Here is a 23,899-nt window from a genome sequence, read left to right on the forward strand (position 1 = left end):
AACAATACCAAACATGCAAAAACCCCATCATTTAAACTGACATCTTTATGGTTAATTATAAACTGACTTACTAAAAACATAGAAAAAACTAAAACAATCCTACTTAAGGCTTGTTTTGATGTTTCTTTATAAAGTCGACGATCTGAATCAACGCAGCCTTACTTTCTGGAAGCTGCTCAAACAAGGGAAATACATGTGGCATTTCGCGCCATATTTGTACATGAGCATCGACACCTTTTTCCTGCATAAACGCCGCAAGTCGGGTTGAATCATCGCGCATTAACTCGGTACTACCGGCATGGAACATAAACGGCGGGAAACCAGTAAAGTCACCAAACAAAGGTGATATCTCATCATTATGTAAATCGTTATTACCGCCAGCTAAATATAAGTTTCGGCAATGTAACATCACTTCTAAACTAAACAGTGCGTCACTATAACGATTCTCAACAGCAGACATGCCACTTTGTGTCATATCGGCATTAGGTGATAATAATACCCCACATTTAGGCATAGGCAGACCATCGCGCTTCGCTCTATGTAATAAAGCTAAAACCAAATTGCCACCCGCAGAGTCACCCGCCAATATTATATCTTCAGCCGCAGTACCAGAATCGAGTAATGACTTATAAATAATATAACAGCAATCGAGTGCTGCAGGGAAAGGATGTTCAGGTGCAAGGGGATAATCGGGTACGATAGCATGTAAATCTAATGGTTCAGCTAAACGAGCAATGAAATTATTATGCATCGCCGGGGTTTTAAATACAAATGCGCCACCGTGTAAATACAGTAATTTTGTTTTGCTGTTTGAAAATTTAAGTTTTATGTCATCGCACAAGATACCTGCGCGCATAGATTGAGAGCGCGCTATCTTTGAGCTAGTACCAAATGAAAATTTATCCAACGCGCGCATCTGAAGACGCAGTTTATTTGCATCTTTAGTATTTTCAATCGAGCGCTTTACTGTTTGCTTCAGAAATAAATTTAGCGCCTTGGCTTGCCAACTAATCAAAATAACCTCGAATTTTTATACGTATAGCAGAAATGCTAGCAATACAACTCAGACCCTTGCCCTAAGACATAATACTAATCCTATGTACACATTTCTAAGCCTCTAGGGTTTAACAAATACGTAACCTATCAAAGGTAGCATGAAATATACAGAAGGCATAGATAAAGGCAGCAGCTTAAGCTGCTGCCTTTAGTTTAACGTGAAGAGATTAGTACTGAATGTTGTTTCGCATTATCCAGAATGTCATTTGAGAGGATCTCACAAGCGGCCTCGACATGACGAGATAATATATCTAAATCAGGGAGTTCATTTTTACACCCCACTAAACCGAAAAACACTTCTTCGTGATAACTGTACAAGGTAATATTTAATGCTGTACCAGCGGAGAGTACTGATACCGGATAGACTTCGGTCAGCTTCGCTCCCGCAAGGTAAGCAAATTCTTGCTGTCCACGCACATTAGAAACAATCACAGAGCCTAATGGCGGTAAGAACTTCGATATACCTAACCATTCAGAGATTGACGCACTTGCTTGCAGCAATAATGAAAAGTTAACCACCGACTCTGCCGATAAACTAAACAAATCTTCTTTAACGCTGCTGGTACGTTTAAAAATTGTTTCTAAATGATCTAAAGGAGCTGCATCAACATTACCGAGTTCGACCCCGGTTAATGCATTTCGACGGCCGTTGCCGATCCTAACGGGTACCTGAGCAACTAATGGCTTGCGTAATAAAATACCTTTTTCTTTCAAATAACGATTTAGGCCAATATCAACACAACATAAAATCACATCATTGAAGGTAACGCCCGTTATCTTGCTAATTGAACGCATTTTTTCAAACGGTAAACGACCAAAAGAAACGATACGAGAACGCGTTGCTGGTACAGAAAATGGTGTTCTTGGAGCACAAAATGGTAATGCCGGTCCTTTATCCCGTAAATTTAGGAATTTAAGCCCCATTCGAGCCCCTAATTGGACCAGACCAGGAATAGATTTAAGCTGCTTTAAACCACTCATGTACGTCGACAATACGTTTTCGATGACACCAGCTGATTCTTTATAACCAGGGCGGAAAGATGGGAGCTGCCAAAATGGGCGATAATCATTAACTGACTGATCACTTTGTAGATACCCTGACAACCAACTATTTGCCATTTTACCGTCAGCCATCGCATAATGAATTTTAGTGAAAATAGCAAAACGACCTTCTGATAAACCTTCAATCAAATACACTTCCCATAACGGACGCGTTCTATCGATTAAATGCGAATGTAAACGTTCAACTAAGTCACGTAGCTGCTCATCAGAACCTTCACCGGGTAGCATCGACATGCGAATATGATAATTAAAATCAAACTGGCTATCATGTACCCAATAATACAAACCGCCGAAGCTTTTTTTCAATTTAAAGTTAAATGGGGTCGCTACAGCAGGATCCATGATTAACTTTTGGAACAGATCGCGGGCAAAGTTGCCAACATAGTCCTTGGGCGGTTCAAAAATTTGCAACCCTGAAAAATGTTTAGGACTTGCAGTACTCTCACTTAATAAAAATGAGGTTTCAACCAGTGATAATTGTTCCATAATATCAAGCCTTAATCATACTTTATCTATACGAACATGCTGCACTTGGAAGCAGTTCATCCAGGGTTTCTTCAATGCTTTGCTTTAATACAAAACTGACTGGAAACAGCAGGATCCCTAATTTCAATTTGATTCTGATACTTTCTGAATCAGCATGTAAATACCCTCTGGTATGCGCATGCTGAATATGCAGTTTATCACCCTGCCATTCTAATTTAAGGTCATATTCTTCTGCTATATCAACCATTACTTTATCTGCGATACTAATAATCTGATGATGCGGCAAACTATGATCGCGAAAAATTTCAATACTACCCATAATTTACTCCACTCGCTCAATACAAGGTTGGCGAGGTGTTAATCTAATGGCCACTATTATAAGGAAAATAACTAGAAAGCGCTTACTAAACCAATAAGCGCTATAGAAGAAAAGAAATGGGGAATAAAGAGGTATTAGCTACAGATTTTCATCTTCAACATCTTGATTAGTATTACTTAAAAGTACCAACCAAAATCCTGCGGAAGTAAAAATAGCATGCTTCCACCAAGACAGTGTCGCGGCATTTAAATGTGATAATTGCGACGCAATGCTCCACAGTAAAGCCGTTCGAAACCGGCCACTGGTATAATGATTGACTAATATCGCTGAGATTAAAATTAACGCCCGTCGTAACTGCGGACTGGTGACTTTGACGCCGCACACCTCATGGACAAAATGCTCACAGTTATTTTTCAACAAATGATAACGCTTTTTGTCTGCGACCAGTTGCGCCGCGTTATCGATAATATCTTCGGCAGGTAAACTACCGGGTAAAAAACCATGGTCGATAATGTCTTTATCGTCAGAGAAATCTTGTAGAGTCACTAAGCCTCGACCAGCACGTGCTCTGGAATTCTCAAAAACATGACCACACCCATCCGAGATACCAACATGATGGTAAAGTGGAAATTGTACACTGAGTAAATGTCCTTTTGGATACTGGGTTGTCATCTTAATTCCTACTCTCTATTCACGTGCAAAGCGTTAGCTATCCATGCGAGTTATAAAATTTTCGGTATCTAACTGACGAATTTTCTTGCAAGATACATCCGGTGTGCCTAAATATAAAAAGCCCACTATTTCATCTTTACCTTCAAGTTCAAGCTTTTGTTTTATATAGTCATTGTAAGCAAACCAACCGGTTCGCCAAATACCGTTAAAACCTTGAGCTTGCGCCGCCATTTGCATGGCCATGACTACACAACCCGCCGACATTAACTGTTCCGTTTCGGGGATCTTCGGGTGCGCTTCTATTCTGGCAATAACAGTAATAATTTGTGGTGCTCGAAACGGCGCATTTGCCGCTTTTAATACATCTTTTTCTGCTTTGCCAAGGTTAAATGCGGCATCTTGAAAATAGCGTGACAAAGTATTTAAACCGTCACCTTCGGTAATAATAAAACGCCAAGGGGTTAAGCCGCCGTGATCAGGTGCGCGTAATCCAGCATTAATAATATTATCCAATGCCTCACCACTCGGGGCTGGGGCTGAAAGCTGATTACAAGAATGGCGATTTATTAATAGGTCAATTGCGTTCATTACTTACTACTTTGAACAATGAGTGATAGTTAAAGTATTAAATGTAGGCCATAAAATATCAAGTGATAAATTTATTAAGATCAAAAAAGCCCATAGATAATATGGGCTATATATATTTACAATAACGGGTTACAACAAGAAGTCATCGCGATCATCAACCAACTGTAACAAGTAGCAGCCACTACAAGAATCATAGCTACTGTAGCAATAACGGTTGATGTTATTGCATTAGATTAGTATTAAATCATCGCGGCCAATTCAGCGCCTTGACGAATAGCACGTTTTGCATCCAATTCACCCGCTTCAAATGCACCACCAATCAAGTGAGTAGTCACTTTCTCAGATTTTAACTGCTCAAACAACTCTTTAAATGGTTCTTGTCCTGCACACAAAATTACATTATCAACGTCGAGTACTTTTTTAACGCCATCAACAGTAATATGCAAACCTTGATCATCAATCAGGTCATAAGAAGCGCCTTTGATCATTTCCACATTTTTCTTCTGTAATGTGGCTCTGTGTACCCAACCACTGGTTTTACCTAAGCCCGCGCCGACTTTGGTATCTTTACGTTGTAACAAAAATACTTCACGCGCAGGTGCTGTATCCTTGGCCGCAACAAGACCACCCACAGTTTGGCTGTCTTCTGTTACGCCCCACTCGCTTAACCACTGCTTAGTATTGGTCGATGGTGAAGCACCTTGCTCTTCAACCAAGAACTCTGACACATCAAAGCCGATACCACCGGCACCGATCACGGCAACACGTTTACCCACAGGTTTATGATCACGTAATACTTCAATATAACTGAGTACTTTCTCATGTTTAATCCCTGGAATAGGCGGTGTTCTTGGCGTGATACCTGTTGCCACAACAACATCATCATAACCCTTGCCCTCCAAAGTCTTCACTGTCACTAACTGATTTAAATGTAAGTTAATGCCAAGTACTTCAATCTGTTTTGCATAATAGCGCAGCGTCTCGTAAAACTCTTCTTTGCCGGGAATTTGTTTAGCATAGTTAAACTGACCACCAATCTCCGAGCGACTATCAAAAATATCAATTTGATGGCCACGTCCAGCGGCATAACAAGCAAATGCTAAACCAGCGGGTCCCGCACCAACAACCGCAATACGTTTAGATTTCGCAACTGTTTCAAACGTCAATTCAGTTTCAAAACACGCTTGTGGATTGACCAAGCAAGAGGCGCGTTTGGCTTTAAATACATGATCTAAGCAGGCTTGGTTACAGGCGATACAGGTATTGATCTCATCTGCTTTACCTGCTGTCGCTTTTGCAACAAAGTATGGGTCGGCTAACATAGGACGAGCCATCGATACCATGTCCGCTTGCCCTGAAGATAAAATTTGTTCAGCCACTTCAGGGGTATTAATACGGTTAGTGGTAATTAAAGGCACATTAACATGGGCTTTCATTTTTTCAGTTACCCAGCTAAATGCCGCACGCGGTACACTGGTTACAATCGTAGGTACACGCGCTTCATGCCAGCCAATACCGGTATTAATAATAGTCACACCCGCTTTTTCAAGTGCTTGCGCTAGTTCAACCGCTTCTTCAAAGGTGCTGCCGTCTTCAACCAGATCCAGCATTGATAGGCGGAAGATAATAATAAAATCATTACCGACACGCTGACGAATTGATTTAACAATCTCAATCGGAAAGCGCATACGGTTTTGATAGCTACCACCCCATTCATCGGTACGCTTATTACTGCGGTGACAAATAAATTGGTTAATCAGATAACCTTCAGAACCCATCACTTCAACACCGTCATAACCGGCAAACTGAGCCAGTTCGGCCGTTTTAGCAAAGTCAGCAATAGTGCAGCGAATAGAACGTTTTGACATCGCTCTTGGTGTAAACGGGTTAATCGGCGATTTGCTCTTACTCGCGCTCACGCTAAATGGATGGTAGGCATAACGTCCCGCATGTAAAATCTGTAATGCGATCTTACTACCATTATCATGCACTGCCTGTGTAACAACTTGGTGTTTCTTGGCCTGCCACTTATAAGATAGCTGCATACCATGGGGCATCAAACGGCCACGTAAATTTGGCGAAATACCACCAGTAACAATTAAACCAACACCGCCTTTTGCACGTTCGGCATAAAATGCGGCCAGTTTTTCAAATCCATTTTTTTCTTCTTCTAAGCCTGTATGCATTGAGCCCATTAATACTCGGTTTTTCAATGTAGTAAAACCTAGGTCTAACGGTGCTAACATATTCGGATAATTGCTTGCAGACATAACTCCACTCCCAGTGGTTACACAATTGCTACTTGATTGATATTTATTTGCTATCTATTTGATGTGCAGTTGTTATCTATTTAACATTTAGAGTAATTAATTTAATCGTTCATTTCAAACGCTATTTTAACGAGTGCAGCGTACAAGTGTAGCCATAAACAAATGATTTCGTTGCATTTCAATCATTAACAATACATTTAGTCTTGTTTAAACTAAGCTAAACACAGTATTATTTGTAATTAATGAGAACTAGATCCGCTATGCGCGGTCTTAGCCCTACACTCTAAGTGCTTTAATCTAAACTATATTTATGGCTTAATACACCAAACAACATCTGTTCTCACATCTGTAACAGTTTAATCCCATCGGATTTACTAGGAATATATAATGAGAAAATTATTCTCAATACTCGGATTCATTCTTTCTAAAATAGGCAGTTCGATTACCTTTACCCGTAATTTAATCTTGAACCTGTTTTTTATTTCTTTTATCGCAATCATTATTATCGCGTTGCAGCAGACAAAAGAAGTACCAGTCACATTCGCAGATAACGCCGCGTTAGTGCTTAACTTAAACGGTGTTTTGGTTGATCAACCAAAACTAGTAGATCCATTCGATCAAGTGATTAGCGAATTTGTTGATTCTAAAAACGTCGTTAATGAAATTGCGATTTCAGATGTGGTTAACGTCATTAACAACGCTAAGACTGACAATGCAATTAACGCGCTGATCTTAGATTTGGCCCTGCTAAAACCTGCAAGTTTAACTAAGCTCACTGATATTTCAGATGCTTTAGTGGAATTTAAAAAGAGTAATAAGCCAGTTTATGCTTATGGCGATTATTTTAGCCAAGAGCAATATTTCCTTGCTTCATTTGCTGATGAGATTTTACTTAATCCAGCTGGCGGTGTGTTATTACAAGGTTACGGTAGTTACAGTCTTTACTTCAAAGATGCGATCGACAAATTAAACCTGTCATCACATGTGTTCCGTGTTGGTACTTATAAGTCATTTGTTGAACCCTTTACACGTAGCGATATGTCTGCAGAGAGCAAAGAAGCCAAATTAAACTGGCTAAATCAACTTTGGAATACCTATACCAGTGTTGTGGCAAGTAACCGTTCAATTAACGCTGATGACGTAGCGCCTAAAGCAGACGTATTTATTGCCAAACTGCAATCAGTCAATGGCAATATCGCCGAATATGCTTTGCAACAGAAGTTGGTCGACCAATTATTAACACGTGAACAGATTTCGCGTTATCTGGCTAAAAAGCTCAACAGCGAATCGGCTAAATACGACAAAGTTGAATTTTTAGATTACCTTGCCCTGCAGCCAACCCCTTTTGAGCAACAAGGTTTTGCTAACAAGCCAGGTGTCGGCATCATTTTCGCAAGCGGCCAAATCTTAGATGGCAATCAGCCTGCCGGTGCGATCGGTGGAAAGTCGCTGAGTAAACTATTGCTAGAAGCCAAAGATGATGAACAGATTAAGGCACTGGTACTGCGTATCGACAGCCCTGGTGGCAGCGCATTTGCGTCTGAACAGATCCGTACCGCGTTATTAGAAGTAAAACAAGCTGGTAAGCCCGTCATTGTGTCTATGGGCAGTGTTGCCGCGTCAGGTGGTTATTGGATAGCTTCTGCTGCGGATGAAATCTGGGCTAAACCAACCACAATAACCGGTTCAATTGGTATTTTTGGTATGTTTGCAACGACAGAAAAACTGCTAGCGAAACTCGGTATATACAGTGATGGTGTTGGCACAACGGATTACACCGGCCTATCCGTTAATCGAAAGTTACCAGAGCATATGGCTCAAATCATTCAAATGACCGTTGAAAATGGTTACAGTAACTTTTTAAATGTGGTTGCTGAAGGTCGAGACATGACCACAGAGCAAGTGGATGAGATCGCCCAAGGCCGTGTTTGGACTGGTAGTGATGCATTGCGTTTAGGCTTAGTTGATAACCTAGGTAATCTTGATGACGCCATTGCCGCGGCGGCCAAACAAGCCAATGTAGCAAGTGACTCATTGATCTTAATTCAAACACCGCGCAGTGAGCGTGAACGATTACTGTCGATGTTTACACAATCAATCGCCACGCAAGTGTTAACACAACTTAATATCAGCGCGGATGGTCATGTGGCAACGTGGTTAGCGACTATGAGTCAACAAGCTGCACAACTTAACAACTATTCGGACCCACAAGGTCTGTATGTGCAATGTTTAGTGTGTGAAGTTAAGTAATAACCTTTATAACTGATTTATAAATAAGTTATAAAGCAATAAAGTAAATACGTAAGAAATAATCAGTATTAAATAAGTAGTAGCCCTATTGTGCGGTAAATTGACGATTTACCGCACAAATCTAGTCCCGCCGTTAATTACCCTATTTAATTGCAGTTTTATTCAGTAATTTAGCAGCAAGCTATTCCATTAATTGATTTCAGCACTATAATCCCCTTTAAAAACGCACAGGGAATTTATTAATGGCTAAGAAATCAATCTACATTGCATATACTGGTGGCACGATCGGTATGCAACATTCAGAGCACGGTTATGTACCGATGGAAGGATTCATGACAGATTGCTTAGCGCGTCTACCTGAATTCCACCGCGAAGAAATGCCTGATTTCACACTGCATGAATATTCGCCGTTAATCGACTCTTCTAATATGGCCCCGTCTGATTGGCAACAAATTGCAGAAGATATCCAAACCAATTATGACGAATATGATGGTTTTGTGATCTTACATGGTACAGATACCATGGCCTATACTGCATCAGCATTAGCATTTATGTTAGAAGACCTTGGCAAACCAGTTATCGTGACTGGTTCACAAATCCCACTAGCCGAAATTCGTTCTGACGGACAAAGTAACTTACTTAACTCACTTTACCTTGCCGCAAACTACCCAGTTCACGAAGTATGCTTATTCTTTAATAATCAATTATTACGTGGCAACAGAACAACTAAAGTTCATGCCGATGGTTTCAGCGCCTTTGCAACGCCAAATTGCGAAACCTTATTAAAAGTCGGTATTAATATCGAAGTACTATTAGGTGACGTAAAACCAATTGCAGAAAAAACCCTGACGGTGAGCAATATTACGCCGCAACCAATTGCGATCGTAACGCTTTACCCTGGTATCTCAACCGAAGTAATTGGTAACATCCTATTACAACCAGTGAAAGCACTTATCTTGCTAAGCTATGGTGTCGGTAATGCACCACAAAGCGCAGATATCTTAGATGCATTGGAAGCCGCTAACAAACGCGGTATCGTAGTTGTTAACCTTACCCAGTGTATTAAAGGTAAAGTAAACATGGGCGGTTATGCAACAGGCGATGCGTTAGCACAAGTGGGCGTTATCTCAGGTTTTGATATGACGACTGAAGCAGCATTAACCAAACTGCATTATCTCATTAGTAAGAATTTACCAAGCGAAGAAATCAAAGTACTAATGCAGAAAAATATCCGTGGTGAATTAAGCCATTAAACTCGATTAATGTGGCGTTAGAGTTACATTAGCTAGTCGCTATAAAACAGACAAATAAAAACGGGAAAGACAGTCACTGTCTTTCCCGTTTTTTATCTGCCATTTATAACTGTAAAGTAACTAACTAGATAAAGCTTTAAGCCACTGCTGCTTCAGTTACAACATCTGCAACCTGCTTGTGCTTAGCTAACGTATAACCCACTACAATCAACACACCTTGGAACAACATCACTGCCGTCACTGCGTAAAGACCCTGGTCAGAGAACGCTGAAACCACACTACTTGCTAAGAAACAAAACATCGTCTGTAAGAAGTTAAGTAACCCTGCCGCTGTCGCACTGCAATTTTTAAAATCAGCCAATGCAGCATTAATCACCAACGGATAAATTGCACCATTAGCCACTGCTAAGAAACAGAATGGGATCAAGATAGGCCAAATAGTCGTTGGTGCTGTCACAAATGTAATCACAAACATAGTTACCACTGTCGTGATAAACAGGGTGATTAACCAAGGCAGTAATTGTTTGGCACTCAAGCGGGTTAACAAGCTACGACAACCATAACCACCCACAAGGAAAGCAACTGTCTGTGGCAAGTAACTCAGACCAATATCCGCGCCGGAATAGCCCATCGCAGTCATAATAAAAGGTGAACCGGTTAAATAGGCGAAGAAAGCAGCGGAGCACGCCGCAAATATTAACATGTTACCCATGAATATTTTTGATTTTATAATCTGCTTATAATCACGAGTCAATTGCGTTGATATTTTTTCTTGTTTTTTATCCAGCGGTGCACTTTCTTGTTCGCCTGTTGTTGCGAACATTAGGGCGAGACCAATCACCACTAGTACCACAAAAATACTGCGCCAGCCGAAATATTCTTCAAGGCCAGCACCCAATAGTGGTGCTAATGCTGGAGACAAGGCAACGAGTGGCATAATAGTCGCAAAAATACGCTCTGATGCTTTACCTTGATAACGGTCAATAACCACCGCCTGCCAAATAACAGTACCACAACACGCACCTAACGCTTGGCCAAATCGAGCCAGTAGAAACAGTTCAATACTGTTAGACACTGAGATCACAGCCGTCGATATAACAAAAATAGTCATACCAACAAACAACATTTTCTTGCGGCCGATACGATCAGATAAAGGGCCATACACTAATTGACCAAGTGCCATGCCGAGTAAAAAGATACTCAGTGACAAGCTAATTAATGTTTGCGTGGTACCAAACTCAGAGCGAATGGTTTCGAATGCAGGTAAATACATGTCAGTGGCGAGAAAACCCAACATACTTAATCCAGAAAACCAGATCATAGTACTCATTGACGCGTTCTTTTTTGTATTGATAGTGCTATTGCTTTTAATATTGTTCATTGCTTAACTACATAGACTAATGATGATGTTGACAGTTTAATACTGGCGTTCGCGTTTGAGAAACGCTAATATTTCATCATTGCTTTCAAAAAATTTGATGTGTATGTTTTCCCAACAAGATCTGCAGGTTATCGACGCTGTTGCCCGACGTGGAAGTTTCACCGCTGCAGCAGATGAATTATGTAAAGTACCCAGTGCCATTAGCTATACGGTACGTAATATTGAAGAGCGGTTAGCCGTGGCGTTATTTATTCGTTTACACCGCAAGGTAGAACTTACCCCTGCCGGTGAATACTTTGTCATTGAATCGCGTAAATTACTCAAGCAAATGGCCCATATGAAGTTTCAAACCCAGCGAGTGGCCCATGGCTGGAACGAAAGCGTGTCCCTCGCGTTAGACAACGTAGTGCATGAAGGTCGTATCAATACCATGGTCGGTGACTTCTATACTGCCTTTCCGGATGTGGAACTGTTATTAACCATGGAAGTCTATAACGGGGTTTGGGATGCACTGGTTGATTCACGTGCTGATATAGCCATTGGCGCGACAGCAACTATTCCAGTCAGTGGCGGCTTTGATTACCGTGGTATGGGTGAATTAAAGTGGACGTTTGTGATCAGTCCCAATCACCCGCTCGCCCAAGTTCAGCAACCAATCAGTAATGAAGCGCTCGCACAATACCCAGTAATTTGTTTGGAAGACACCGCCCGCAAGCTTCCCAAGCGCACAACTTGGTTACTTGATAATCAACGCCGGCTTGTCGTTCCTAACTGGCACAGTGCAACACAGCTACTCAAAGGCGGTTTAGGCATTGCCATTATGCCCGCACATATGGCCAATAAATTAATCCTAACAGGGGATCTAATAGAAAAGGAAGTTATTACAGCCCTACCAGTTAGCGATTGTTGCTTAGCCTGGAATACCAAACGCATGAGCCCTGCCGTGACATGGTTATTAGATTATTTAGGTGATAGTGACCAATTACATCAACAATGGTTGGAATAATAGCTGTTATGCTTGCCATTGATATTCTATAATTAATTCTATTGATTGTATTTAAAAGGATTTACATTTCCAATGGCAACTTCATTCGCAAATTTTCGTCTACGCTTTTCACGTGCACCGCGCTATCAACGCCTCTGTAGTTATGCACTCGTTGCCTATTTCTTGTATGCCTTACTGTTAGGCTTACTCGTCCCTTACTTGGTCAAAAGCATCGCCCCCGAAAAAGCCAGCGCGTTAATTAATCGCCCAGTTTTGCTAGAAGATGTATCCATTAATCCTTTTACCCTCAAATTTGAAATTAAAGGTTTTGAGATCCTGACCCATGAACAACAAGAATTCATCAGCCTTGGTCGTATAACATTGCAAGCCAACCTCTGGAAGAGTTTGTTCAATGGCAGTATTAACCTTGAAACGGTAGAGATCGATCAGGCTAATATAAATATCGAAAAATTAGATCAAATTCGCTATAGCTTCTCCGATATTCCAGAATATATGGAAGAACAAGCTAAACGTTTTGTTACCGTAGACGCAATCGTAGAAGAAACGGATCAAGGCACCGACTTGCCGCATATGCAAATTGCTAATATAAGTATCACTAATACCGCGTTTAATTTTAAAGACCGTCCAACAGGCTCTGAACTCGACTATCCAGCAATCAATGTTTCACTGACTAAATTCAATAGTATTGCCATGTTAGAGAATAAACAGCAGAGCAATGCCCCGACACCAACTTACAACAGTTTCGATCTAAGTATTGAAGGTAGCGATGAAAGTGCTGTTACAACTGCAGGTCGATTCCAGTTAACACCATTGGAAGCGCAAGGTGAACTCGCACTTAAGCACATTAAACTCACCACATTCTGGCCATTTATTGCCAAAGAGATTCGTGCAGAGTTAGAATCTGGTACTATTGATTTAGCCACAAACTACCGCTTTATTAGCGATACGACCCCGACAACAGATACGCCGACACCACAATTCATTACCGACACCGGCGAGTTTGCATTACGTTCACTGATATTTTCTGCTGTCGATAACGAACTCATCAACTTGCCCTTGTTTACCGCTGCAGGTATAACGCTAGATTTACAACAGCAACTCGTGGGTATCGATAACGTCAGTACCGATGGCTTGCAACTCCATGCCAGCATTAATAAAGGCGAAGTAGATTTAGCCGCATTATTAACCCCACAATCAATAACTAACCAGCAAGCATTAGCTAGCGAACAAGCTCCTAGCGTCGTAGTTGTCGTTCCAACGGTAACTGAGCAAGCCACAGCAGAAAAAGATTCCGTAGTAAGTTCAGTCGTCGATGTCATCGAGACTGTCGCTGAAATAGAAGTGGAAACAGTCGTTGAACAAGTGGCCGCAATTGAAGCCAGAGCAGACGCACGAGTATGGGTGGTGAATCTTGGGGAATTCAATTTAACCAATTATGATATCAACATCGTTGACTCGTGGATAACGAAGGCGACAAAATGGCGCATCGCACCACTGAACTTCAGTACCAAAGCAATATCAAGTAGCTATGATGCCCCTATCGACTATGAGCTAGCGCTAAGTATTAATGATAACGGTAGCTTTGCTTCACAGGGCAGCATCGACATTAAACAGCAATCAATTGATGCCCACATCAGTCTAGAAAAACTGAATTTGACTCAATTTCAGCCTTATATTACTCCTTATCTGAATATCACCATGGAGAGTGGCCTTTTCACCACCAAAGGCGACCTTGTTGCTGATAGCAAAGGTACTGCGCGTTTCAACGGTGAAGTTCAAGTTGAAAAACTGGCGATCAATGACAAGAAGCTCAATAAATCGCTGCTTAAATGGCAAGACTTTACCATTAACAATATTGCACTCGATCAACAAGCTAATAGCTTACTCATCGATCACATCGAATTAACCCAACCTTATGCACAAGTTATCGTGGCAGCAGATAAAAGCTCCAACCTATCTGACTTAGTGATTGAGCAGAAATCGGCTAATGAAAGCACCGAAGTAACGGCTGCAGCAGAAAAAGAAAAAGCACAATCAGCAACAACAACAGCAAGTGCAGATGCCATGTTGATTGAATTAAACAAGTTCACGCTAGTCGCAGGTAAGGTGGACTATACCGATGACGTACTTAAACCAAGCTTTGAAGCAGTCATCGAAAATATAGAAGGTCATGTTGGTAAATTATCATCAACAACAACCAAAAATGCAGAAATCGATATCAAAGCTATCGTCAACAAATACGCGCCGATGACCTTAAAAGGTGTGGTTAATCCGTTAATCCCAGAACCTTTTATTAATGTTGAATTTGTATTTAATAACTTTGAGTTACCCTCAATGACACCCTACTCTGGTACCTATGCTGGTTTAGATATTGATGAAGGCCAACTTTCTCTTGCGCTTAAATACAAACTAGAAAAAAGTCACCTAGAAGGCAGTAACCATATTTTAATTGATCAATTAGATATGAATGATACTAAAGACAGTGACGCAGGCAGCATACTGCCTATTACCCTAGCTATCCCATTATTAAAAGATAGCAGTGGTGCAATTGATTTAGGCGTTAACGTATCCGGTAATATTGATGACCCAAGCTTTAATGTTGGCGAGATTGTACTGAAATCATTAAGTAACATTATTATGAAAGCAGTAACATCACCCTTTACGTTATTAGCTAGCCTAGTGGATACCACTGAAGATTTAGATAAGGTGAGTTTTGCCAATGGTTCAACAACGCTAGCACTAACAGAACAAAGTAAACTAGATACATTAGCCAAAGCATTAGCACAACGCCCAGAAATAAAACTCAATATCAAAGGCAGTTATGACGCCAACTTGGATAAACAAGCGCTGCAAAATAGCACATTAAACGCTAAGTTGAGTCAAGCAACTGGCATCGTCATTGCGGACGATAGCAATACTGCAGAGCTAGCCGTATCGGCAAATATGACCGGTGCACTGGTTAGCTTGTATGAATTAGAAACCAAAGGCAAAGCGGATGCATTACGCACTCTGATTGCGACACAGCAGCCAGCACTTGCTGAGGCAGAGTTGGAACAAGTTTGGTTGCATAGTTTGTATACCGAGACCAGCAAGCAGCAGGTCGTTACTGATAAACAATTAAGAAGATTGGCAAAATCACGCGCAAACATTATTAAGTCACATTTGCGTGATGTCAGTAAAGTCGAGGCGGGGCGTGTCTTTGTGTTAAGTCATCAAAGCAATGTACCATCAACAACGACCCAGACAACACTGACTATGGTAGTTAAATAGCTAAATAAATCACAGAATGAATTACAAAGTAAGCTGAAAAATAGACCTCGTTGATTTGTACTATTAAAATCAATGAGGTCTGTACCCCACCCTCATATTGCCCTATCAAGCCTACCGCCGATAAATATACAAATCCCAGATCATGACTTATGCTTACACTATATTTACAAATATTTGCACCATGCTTTACAAAATATGTCACTATGTTTGAGTTAAAAAAAGCAAAGCAAATTTGAATGCCAAGCTGTTTACAATTTACTGATGAATAAAACTTCAGTGATAAGTAATTGGAGGTCGATTTATGCTTGAAGGCAATTTCATCACAGTAAAGTCTGAGCTGCTAATAAGGCACATTCATCAATTTATGCACAACAAGCTCAGCTACAACATACTCATGGATTACAGTTGGGAGATATTACAAGATTGGCAGCGTTTAAACATAGTCGATAGTAAGATTGCGAGCTCAAGAGAACAAATATTTTGGTACTTAGTCTTCGAGCTGCAAATTCAAGATGAAGTCGCGTTATTGCATGATAAAGAGCTGAATCGCAAACTAGATCATTGCATACAGTTTTTACAAGGACAACTTGATATGCCTGACGACTGCATTGGCATCAGGCCTAATTAGCGTAGTTAACTCGAGTTTTTAATTAGAGTACTACTGGTATTTCTTTGCCGTTAACGCCGCTAGTTTAACAATCACCTGCACTGATTTTTCCATCCCTTCTACCGTGATAAACTCATGGATACCATGAAAGTTATAACCGCCAGTGAAGATATTTGGGCAAGGTAAGCCCATAAAGGATAATCGCGCCCCATCAGTGCCTCCACGAATAGGTTTAATGTCCGGCTGTATATCACACTCAATCATCGCATGCGTAGCCAGTTCAATGATATGTACATGAGGTTCTACCATTTCACGCATATTGTTATAACTGTCGCTTATTTTAATCTCTATGCGTTCACAACCAAGTTCGTTATTTAGTTCAGCGACTTTTTGCTGCATAAATGCTTTACGATGCGCTAATCCAGTTTGATCAAAATCACGAATAATATAACTTAGCGTGGTTTTAGCGACACTCGTTTGCATGGCATTTAAGTGATAGAAACCTTGGTAACCTCCGGTACACTCTGGCGTTTCATCGGCAGGCATTAGCATTTGGAATTTCGCCGCCATACCCATGCTGTTAACCATCTTACCTTTTGCTGACCCAGGGTGTACGTTAACACCGCGACAAATAACATCTGCGGAGCTAGCATTAAAATTTTCATACTCTAATTCACCAACGGGACCACCATCAATGGTGTAAGCCCACTGCGCATTAAAGCCTTTTACATCAAACAGGTCTGCGCCACGACCAATCTCTTCATCGGGGGTAAACCCAATACAAATGTCGCCGTGTTCAATTTCAGGGTTGGCTTGCAAATACGCGATAGCCGTTATAATTTCCGCAATCCCGGCTTTGTTATCGCCACCAAGCAATGTCGACCCATCGGTGGTGATGAGGGTCTGACCCTGTAATTGCTCGAGTTCTGGATACATGGCTGGTGACAGTTTTTCAGTGTCGCTTAAACGAATATCACCACCTTGATAATTTTCGACAATTTGTGGTTTAACATGCTGACCAGATGCATCTGGCGCGGTATCCATATGGGCAATAAAACCAATAGTTGGTACAGTTGTGCTAATATTACTCGGTAGACGTGCCGTTAAGTAACCATTGCTATCGAGTTTTACGTCATCTAAATTCAGTGCAATTAACTCTTGCTGTAATTGTTTCGCAAACACAGTTTGCCCTGGGGTACTGGGACAAGTAGCAAGGGTATGATCAGATTGGGTATCAAAACTTACATAACGTAAAAAACGTTCAATCAATGTTGTCATAATAAAGCCTTAATGAATAAAAAAGTAAGTAGTTATGATGTAAGGATATTATGCATCATAAAAAGTGACGATAGATTGTCCTTAATCATTAATGGCTATTAAATTTTACTTCAAGGATGTTATTTATAAAGCACAAAACCCTGCATGCGTTTCAGCAACAGCGAAGAGGTTTAGAATGAGATACACCACCTTAGAATGGCCTAAATTATTCCGCTACAGTCTTTTGTTTGTTTTTGTTTCCGTATTTATTAGTGCCATACTGCTACTTTCTTTCACCCGTGATTGGCGGGTTATATTTGACCTTAATGTACAAATCATAGCGATTAAGCTGGCATTTATAGCGGTGATTTACATTGCCTTTCCACTGTTAATCGTGCGTTTTTGCTATTACTTTTACCAATTAGTGACGCATGGTAGAAAGGAAGGTATCTCCTTGTTTTGTTATCAGACCTTATTCAACCCGATTAACTTTTTATTTCGACCCAGTTTACTCACCCAAGCGGGTCTCACTCACCGCCGTCGCTGTGTTATTTCGATCGTTCTCTTGACTGGTTTATACACGTCAATCTTTGCCATGAGTGAAATTGTAACCTAAACATTGAAACCCTACCTTTTGGTTGTCACAGCCTAATTACAAGTTAAAACTTCCATTTCCACCAAAATCGCTATATCATGCTGCTATATAACGTAGTTAAAAAAACTATAGTACTTAAAATACAACAAGTTAGTGAATTATCATTTGTTTGACCACCAAATTTATAATCAATTAATAGGGAACTGTTATGTTAGGTACTGCCAACAGCAAAAATGCAACACGTGTATTACTATTAGGCTCAGGTGAACTGGGGAAAGAAGTCGCTATTGAGTTTCAGCGTTTAGGTGTCGAAGTGATTGCCGTTGATCGTTATGACAACGCACCAGCAATGCAAGTAGCCCATCGCAGCCATACGATCAACATGCTTGATGGAGAGGCGTTAAGACGTGTTATTGAGCTTGAAAAACCCCACTATGTTATTCCAGAAATCGAAGCTATCGCAACCGATACCCTGCTTGAATTAGAGCAAGAAGGTGTCAATATTGTACCGACGGCACGCGCAACCAAATTAACCATGGATCGCGAAGGTATCCGCCTTCTTGCCGCTGAAACCCTGCAGTTACCTACCTCGCCTTATATCTTTACCGATAATAAAACTGAATACCTTGCGGCGGTCGAGCAGATAGGCATTCCTTGCGTGATCAAACCGGTCATGAGTTCATCAGGTAAAGGTCAAAGTATTATTCGAGATGAAGACGATATAGACCAAGCTTGGGACTATGCACAGGAAGGTGGTCGTGCTGGCGCAGGTCGTATCATTATTGAAGGTTTTGTTAAGTTCGATTTTGAAATCACGTTACTGACTATCAGTGCTGCCGACGGCATTCATTTCTGCGACCCAATTGGCCACCGTCAACAAGATGGCGACTACCGTGAGTCATGGCAGCCACAAGTAATGTGCGATGATGTACTTGCTAAAGCGCAAGAAATATCAGCTAAGGTAGTCAAGGAATTAGGCGGTTATGGTCTGTTTGGCGTCGAACTCTTCATTCGTGGTAATGACGTGTTCTTTAGTGAAGTTTCACCGCGTCCACATGATACGGGAATGGTGACATTAATATCGCAAGACCTGTCTGAATTTGCCTTGCATGTACGCGCTGTATTAGGTCTACCTATCACTCAAATTCAACAATATGGTCCGTCTGCCTCTGCAGTTATCCTAGCAGAAGGCCATTCAACTAATATTGGTTTTAGTCAATTAGCACCAGCACTGGCTTGTGTATCTGGCAGTCAAATCCGTTTATTCGGTAAGCCGGAGATCGCAGGTCAACGTCGCTTAGGAGTGGCACTGGCTCGTGGTATTAATACCATTGATGCAATTGATAAAGCCAAGGAAGTAGCAAAAACAATTGAAGTGACTTTTGACTAATACCAAGCAACTTCAGCAATAGCTAGATAACTGTAAGACATAAATTACAGCGATAAAAAAGGCTAACAAGTTAATCTTGTTAGCCTTTTTTGCATCAGTTATTGCTGTTAATGACTGTATCGATACCTTCAATCATTAACGCTTAACGATCAAGGATGAGCTATCAGCTACAAACTTAAAATCACACCGGCAATTGCGGCACTCATCAAGTTAGCCAGTACACCAGCGAAAATAGCGCGGAAACCATGCTTAGCGATGAATTGACGACGCTCTGGGATCATGCTACCTAAACCACCAATTAAGATAGCCATGGTACTGATATTAGCAAAACCACATAACGCAAAGGTAATGATCGCTTGAGAATGTTCACTTAGCTGATCTTTCACTTCCATCAACTGAATAAACGCCACAAACTCATTCACCACAATTTTATTACCAATCAACGAACCAGCTACAATAGCTTCATTCCACGGCACACCAATCAACCAAGCAACAGGCGCAAACACGTAACCTAAAATGATTTCAAAACTTAATGTCAGATCAAACCAATTGCCGATACCGCCTAACATGCCATTAAGTAACGCGATAACACCGACAAAGGCTAACAAGGTTGCACCAATCGCAGTTGCCATGCTTAAACCCGCCATAGCACCATCTGCAAGTGCTTCTACCACGTTGGTTGCACGATGTAATTCTACTTTGGTAATTTCGTCTGCGTGGTTCTCATTTTTTGATGGTGGGAACAAGAACTTCGCCATTAACAAACCAGCAGGTGCCGACATAAATGATGCCGCCACTAAAAACTTAATTTCCACACCAATCATGGCGTAACCGACTAAGGTGCCACCAGCAACCGAAGCCAGACCACACGTCATCACAGCAAAAAACTGTGAATCACTCATGCCTTTCAAATACGGTTTAACCACTAACGGCGCTTCAACCATACCGACGAAGATATTTGCCGTTGCCGCTAATGATTCCGCACGACCTGTGCCTAATAGTTTTTGTAAACCACCACCGACAATGTTAATCACTTTAGGCATGAAACCAATATGGTACAGCGCGGAAATTAACGCCGAGAAGAACACAATAATACCCAGTACGTTAATAGCGAATACAAAGGTGCCTTCCACTAAACTGCCAAATAAGAACGAGATACCTTCCTGACCATAATCAATCACGTTTGATACGCCCGCACTAAAAGCATTTAACGCATCTTTGCCTGCAGGAAAATATAGTACGATGAAAGCAAAAGTAATCTGTAATGCAAACGCGAGCGAGACAGTTCTGAGGGGGATATTACGGCGATCGTTAGAGAAAAAATACGCCGTTAATAGGATCACTATTATGCCTAAAATAGATATCATGGAACAAACCTGTTGAATGATTAAAATTATAAAGATGCGTATTGTAGTACGCGCCACTTTTACAGCAAGTCCAGTAAGTTACCTGCTTGTTACAATTAAATTCAACGGTATTGTCGTGTTAGCTAGTTTATTGTTTTATAACGATTCCATAATGATACTTAGGGTATTATTTCCATATGGAAAAGATATTTCCGCATCAGGAGATAAGTTGTTGAAATTAGATTTTAATCTGCGACTTTAATTGCTGATCCCAGTATGAAGGTTGACCAATATATTCTTTAAAAAAGGCAATTGCCGCACTAATCTTCTTCGGTAAATGCTTACGGCTTGGGTATACAGCATAAAAACGCATAACCTGACTCGCCTGCCATTCGGGTAATAATTGGATTAACTTGCCGGTTCTAAACTCATCGGTGAGTAAATACGTCGCCAAGTAAGCAATCCCCCACCCTGATATCGCCGCATCACGAATAGCTTCGGCTAAATCAACACGGTAATTACCATCGACGTTAATGTATAACGACTCCGAGCCTTGTTTAAACGACCACAACCCATAGTTACGTTCACGGCTTCGGTAGATAAGGCAATTATGCTTTTCAAGCTCGTTGGGATGTAAAGGCGCAGTGTGATGCATTAAATAATCGGGCGACGCTGCCACCACAAAACGCGTGTCGGCTAAGTGCTGCGCGACATAACCTTCGGGAATATCTTCAATGTTGGTCAACCACAAATCCAAACCATCATCTATCATGTTAGCTTTGTAATCGAACAAACTCACTTCTACATGCAGGTCAGGATACAGTTTACGAAATTGTTCAATCGCGGGAATAATATGGATAGTGCCAAATGACTGCGATACACCCAAGCGCAGAATTCCAACCACTTCATCTTGTAGATTCGCCATCATCACATCAGCGTCTTGCACACTGCTTACCACTTCGGCGCAATAGCCTGCAAACTGTTGACCAGCATCGGTTAAGGTGAAACTGCGGGTAGAACGCTGTACCAGCTTGACGTTTAAATCAGCTTCTAAGCATTTGAGTTGTTTACTGACATGAGAAACTGACACACTTAGGGTATGCGCTGCAGCGGTAAAGCTACCTGTTTGCACTAAAGTATGAAAGAGGGCCATTTGGCTAGCGCGATCTTGAATCAAATGAGAAGTACCTAGTAACGTCCGGTCCGTGTGACTACGTAATAATAACAATAAACAGCGTTATTGATGCTTAATGGGGGCAGTGTATACAAAAATAGATATGCAATAAAGTTTGTGGCTTAAAAAACATCAGTACAAGTGATATAAATTGATATTCCGATGATTATTATCAACTATTCCACACACCTATTATAAGATAATATGCTACACATGACCCTACAGAGAATTTTAACATGGAAAAAACTTGGTTAAAAAACTATCCTAGCGATGTGCCAGAGTTCATTGATTTATCCCAATATAACAGCATTTTAGATATCATCGAACAAAGCTGCGAGAAGCACGCTGACTCCATCGCCTTTTTAAACATGGGTGCAACACTGACCTTTCGCCAGCTTGAACAACAAAGCCGGGCATTTGCCGCTTATTTACAGCACGATCTGAAGATGCAACCAGGCGATCGTTGCGCCATTATGATGCCGAATTTATTACAATACCCAATTGCGCTATTTGGCATACTGCGCGCAGGGCTAATTGCTGTTAATGTTAACCCGCTGTATACCCAACGCGAATTACAGCATCAACTGACCGATTCTGGTGCCAAGATGATTGTCGCCATTAGTAACTTTGGCGCGAATCTCGAAAAAGTATTACCGCAAACCAGTATTGAACACGTGATCATGACCAACATAGGCGACCAATTACACCAGCCTAAACGTACTATGGTGAATTTCGCGATAAAATACGTGAAAAAAATGATCCCTGATTTTCACATTGCAAATGCCATCTCCATGCGCAAGGTACTAAGCGCTGGGCGTAAATTAGCTTATAACCGTCCAGACTGTAAACCAGAAGACATTGCCTACCTACAATACACAGGTGGCACTACCGGTGTTGCCAAAGGTGCCATGTTAACCCACCGTAATATTGTCGCTAACGTGCTGCAAGTTTACGGACAGTTTTCACCGCGTACCCTGTTATCAGAAGACCATGTTGTTACCCCGTTACCGCTTTATCATATCTTTGCTAATTCCGTCAGTCTGATGTTTATTATGATGATCGGCGGGCGTAATTTATTAATTACCAATCCAAGAGATATGGATGGCTTTATCAAAGAGCTAAAAGGTTACCCTTTCACGATCTTTTTCGGCTTAAATACCTTGTTCAGCGGTATGTTAAAAAATGATAAATTCCGCGAGTTAGATTTCAGCAATGCCCGTTTCACCATCGCTGGCGGTATGTCCACCCAAGAAGACGTTGCCAAAGAATGGCAAGCAGTCACCGGCATGCCGGTAGTTGAAGGTTATGGACTAACAGAGTGTTCACCCGTTGTTTGCAGTGGTATTCACACCCAACAAGAATACACCGCGGGTATTGGTGTACCTTTGCCATCTACAGAAATGCGCGTGGTTAATGATGATAACCAAGCATTAGGCATCAATATCGTTGGTGAATTACAAGTTCGTGGTCCACAAGTAATGGCTGGCTATTGGAAGCAAGCACAAGCCACCGCTGAATCTATTGATGCAGATGGCTGGTTCTCGACGGGTGATATGGCGCGGATGGACAACGATGGTTGCTTCTTTATCGTTGACCGTAAAAAAGACATGATTTTAGTGTCTGGCTTTAATGTTTATTCGGTCGAAATTGAAGAGGTACTGCGATTACACCCGGATATTGAAGAAGCCGCGGTGATTGGCCTGCCACATCAAGTGACAGGCGAACAAGTTAAAGCCTTCATTTGTAGCAGCAATAAAGCGCTGACCAGCAAAGATGTGCAAACCCACTGTCGCCGTTACTTAACCGCTTATAAAGTGCCACGTGATATTGAATTTCGCGATACGCTGCCTAAGAGTCCGGTAGGCAAGGTACTTAAACGTGAACTGTTAACACCAGCAAAAGATTAGCGCTGCGCAG

Annotated in this window: 18 protein-coding genes; 8 read left to right on the plus strand and 10 right to left on the minus strand. The window is 41.3% G+C overall.

The window, feature by feature from the left end:
• Positions 1–103 precede the first annotated feature (103 nt).
• From CXF93_RS11815 to CXF93_RS11840, 6 genes are all read right to left on the minus strand, one after another.
• Positions 104–1,015, minus strand: coding sequence for an alpha/beta hydrolase (locus CXF93_RS11815; RefSeq protein WP_101062704.1), 912 nt, complete (start codon positions 1,013–1,015; stop codon positions 104–106).
• 194 nt (positions 1,016–1,209) lie between these two features.
• Positions 1,210–2,604 carry a wax ester/triacylglycerol synthase domain-containing protein gene (locus CXF93_RS11820; protein ID WP_101062705.1) on the minus strand — a complete coding sequence of 465 codons (1,395 nt, stop codon included), beginning with the start codon at positions 2,602–2,604 and terminating at the stop codon, positions 1,210–1,212.
• A 22-nt stretch (positions 2,605–2,626) separates the two neighbouring features.
• Positions 2,627–2,923, minus strand: a complete 297-nt coding sequence (locus tag CXF93_RS11825; RefSeq protein WP_101062706.1) for a polyhydroxyalkanoic acid system family protein — start codon at positions 2,921–2,923, stop codon at positions 2,627–2,629.
• A gap of 138 nt (positions 2,924–3,061) precedes the next feature.
• The gene (locus tag CXF93_RS11830; protein WP_101062707.1) at positions 3,062–3,595 is read right to left on the minus strand and encodes a lecithin retinol acyltransferase family protein; all 534 of its coding nucleotides are present in this window, start codon (positions 3,593–3,595) and stop codon (positions 3,062–3,064) included.
• A gap of 33 nt (positions 3,596–3,628) precedes the next feature.
• Positions 3,629–4,183, minus strand: coding sequence for an NAD(P)H nitroreductase (locus tag CXF93_RS11835; protein WP_101062708.1), 555 nt, complete (start codon positions 4,181–4,183; stop codon positions 3,629–3,631).
• A 239-nt stretch (positions 4,184–4,422) separates the two neighbouring features.
• Entirely contained in the window at positions 4,423–6,453 is a 2,031-nt protein-coding gene (locus CXF93_RS11840; RefSeq protein ID WP_101062709.1) for an NADPH-dependent 2,4-dienoyl-CoA reductase, read from the minus strand.
• A gap of 387 nt (positions 6,454–6,840) precedes the next feature.
• Between CXF93_RS11840 and sppA the strand changes: the two genes are divergently transcribed.
• Both sppA and ansA read left to right on the plus strand, forming a co-directional pair.
• Entirely contained in the window at positions 6,841–8,703 is a 1,863-nt protein-coding gene (gene sppA / locus CXF93_RS11845) for a signal peptide peptidase SppA (RefSeq protein ID WP_101062710.1), read from the plus strand.
• A gap of 242 nt (positions 8,704–8,945) precedes the next feature.
• Positions 8,946–9,956 (plus strand): asparaginase, encoded by a 1,011-nt coding sequence (gene ansA / locus CXF93_RS11850; protein ID WP_101062711.1) that lies wholly within the window; start codon positions 8,946–8,948, stop codon positions 9,954–9,956.
• Positions 9,957–10,092: 136 nt separating this feature from the next.
• Here ansA and punC read toward each other — a convergent pair whose 3' ends face one another.
• Complete coding sequence (gene punC / locus CXF93_RS11855; protein ID WP_198551649.1) at positions 10,093–11,286, minus strand: purine nucleoside transporter PunC; 1,194 nt, start codon at positions 11,284–11,286, stop codon at positions 10,093–10,095.
• Between the two features lie 154 nt (positions 11,287–11,440).
• Here punC and punR point away from each other — a divergent pair, with 154 nt between their 5' ends.
• From punR to CXF93_RS11870, 3 genes are all read left to right on the plus strand, one after another.
• Positions 11,441–12,343 (plus strand): DNA-binding transcriptional activator PunR, encoded by a 903-nt coding sequence (gene punR, locus CXF93_RS11860; protein ID WP_101063343.1) that lies wholly within the window; start codon positions 11,441–11,443, stop codon positions 12,341–12,343.
• A gap of 72 nt (positions 12,344–12,415) precedes the next feature.
• A complete protein-coding gene (locus CXF93_RS11865) occupies positions 12,416–15,613 on the plus strand; it encodes a DUF748 domain-containing protein (protein WP_101062713.1) in 3,198 nt (1,065 codons plus the stop codon).
• A gap of 301 nt (positions 15,614–15,914) precedes the next feature.
• Positions 15,915–16,241: a hypothetical protein gene (locus tag CXF93_RS11870; protein WP_101062714.1), complete on the plus strand. Its 327-nt coding sequence runs from the start codon at positions 15,915–15,917 to the stop codon at positions 16,239–16,241.
• Positions 16,242–16,271: 30 nt separating this feature from the next.
• On the opposite strand, the gene pepT is transcribed toward CXF93_RS11870, so the two are convergent.
• A complete protein-coding gene (pepT, locus tag CXF93_RS11875; RefSeq protein WP_101062715.1) occupies positions 16,272–17,498 on the minus strand; it encodes a peptidase T in 1,227 nt (408 codons plus the stop codon).
• A 175-nt stretch (positions 17,499–17,673) separates the two neighbouring features.
• Here pepT and CXF93_RS11880 point away from each other — a divergent pair, with 175 nt between their 5' ends.
• The gene (locus tag CXF93_RS11880; RefSeq protein WP_101062716.1) at positions 17,674–18,093 is read left to right on the plus strand and encodes a 5'-phosphoribosylglycinamide transformylase; all 420 of its coding nucleotides are present in this window, start codon (positions 17,674–17,676) and stop codon (positions 18,091–18,093) included.
• Between the two features lie 187 nt (positions 18,094–18,280).
• Positions 18,281–19,462, plus strand: a complete 1,182-nt coding sequence (gene purT / locus CXF93_RS11885; protein ID WP_101062717.1) for a formate-dependent phosphoribosylglycinamide formyltransferase — start codon at positions 18,281–18,283, stop codon at positions 19,460–19,462.
• Positions 19,463–19,629: 167 nt separating this feature from the next.
• Here the strand turns inward: purT and CXF93_RS11890 are convergent, their stop codons facing one another.
• Together CXF93_RS11890 and CXF93_RS11900 are read right to left on the minus strand one after the other, a co-directional pair.
• Positions 19,630–20,829 (minus strand): NupC/NupG family nucleoside CNT transporter, encoded by a 1,200-nt coding sequence (locus CXF93_RS11890; RefSeq protein WP_101062718.1) that lies wholly within the window; start codon positions 20,827–20,829, stop codon positions 19,630–19,632.
• A gap of 217 nt (positions 20,830–21,046) precedes the next feature.
• Entirely contained in the window at positions 21,047–21,985 is a 939-nt protein-coding gene (locus tag CXF93_RS11900) for a LysR family transcriptional regulator (RefSeq protein WP_101062719.1), read from the minus strand.
• Between the two features lie 233 nt (positions 21,986–22,218).
• Here CXF93_RS11900 and CXF93_RS11905 point away from each other — a divergent pair, with 233 nt between their 5' ends.
• Entirely contained in the window at positions 22,219–23,889 is a 1,671-nt protein-coding gene (locus tag CXF93_RS11905) for an AMP-binding protein (RefSeq protein ID WP_101062720.1), read from the plus strand.
• Positions 23,890–23,899: the final 10 nt, after the last annotated feature.

The organism is Moritella sp. Urea-trap-13, from assembly GCF_002836355.1.
Classification (GTDB): Bacteria; Pseudomonadota; Gammaproteobacteria; order Enterobacterales; family Moritellaceae; genus Moritella.

Bases quoted from the DNA above. Each gene is read 5' to 3' on its own strand.
- CXF93_RS11820 (WP_101062705.1), bottom strand. From the start codon at position 2,604: ATGGAACAATTATCACTGGTTGAAACCTCATTTTTATTAAGTGAGAGT.
- CXF93_RS11825 (WP_101062706.1), bottom strand. From the start codon at position 2,923: ATGGGTAGTATTGAAATTTTTCGCGATCATAGTTTGCCGCATCATCAG.
- CXF93_RS11830 (WP_101062707.1), bottom strand. From the start codon at position 3,595: ATGACAACCCAGTATCCAAAAGGACATTTACTCAGTGTACAATTTCCA.
- CXF93_RS11835 (WP_101062708.1), bottom strand. From the start codon at position 4,183: ATGAACGCAATTGACCTATTAATAAATCGCCATTCTTGTAATCAGCTT.
- CXF93_RS11840 (WP_101062709.1), bottom strand. From the start codon at position 6,453: ATGTCTGCAAGCAATTATCCGAATATGTTAGCACCGTTAGACCTAGGT.
- sppA (WP_101062710.1), top strand. From the start codon at position 6,841: ATGAGAAAATTATTCTCAATACTCGGATTCATTCTTTCTAAAATAGGC.
- ansA (WP_101062711.1), top strand. From the start codon at position 8,946: ATGGCTAAGAAATCAATCTACATTGCATATACTGGTGGCACGATCGGT.
- punC (WP_198551649.1), bottom strand. From the start codon at position 11,286: ATGAGTACTATGATCTGGTTTTCTGGATTAAGTATGTTGGGTTTTCTC.
- punR (WP_101063343.1), top strand. From the start codon at position 11,441: ATGTTTTCCCAACAAGATCTGCAGGTTATCGACGCTGTTGCCCGACGT.
- CXF93_RS11865 (WP_101062713.1), top strand. From the start codon at position 12,416: ATGGCAACTTCATTCGCAAATTTTCGTCTACGCTTTTCACGTGCACCG.
- CXF93_RS11870 (WP_101062714.1), top strand. From the start codon at position 15,915: ATGCTTGAAGGCAATTTCATCACAGTAAAGTCTGAGCTGCTAATAAGG.
- pepT (WP_101062715.1), bottom strand. From the start codon at position 17,498: ATGACAACATTGATTGAACGTTTTTTACGTTATGTAAGTTTTGATACC.
- CXF93_RS11880 (WP_101062716.1), top strand. From the start codon at position 17,674: ATGAGATACACCACCTTAGAATGGCCTAAATTATTCCGCTACAGTCTT.
- purT (WP_101062717.1), top strand. From the start codon at position 18,281: ATGTTAGGTACTGCCAACAGCAAAAATGCAACACGTGTATTACTATTA.
- CXF93_RS11890 (WP_101062718.1), bottom strand. From the start codon at position 20,829: ATGATATCTATTTTAGGCATAATAGTGATCCTATTAACGGCGTATTTT.
- CXF93_RS11905 (WP_101062720.1), top strand. From the start codon at position 22,219: ATGGAAAAAACTTGGTTAAAAAACTATCCTAGCGATGTGCCAGAGTTC.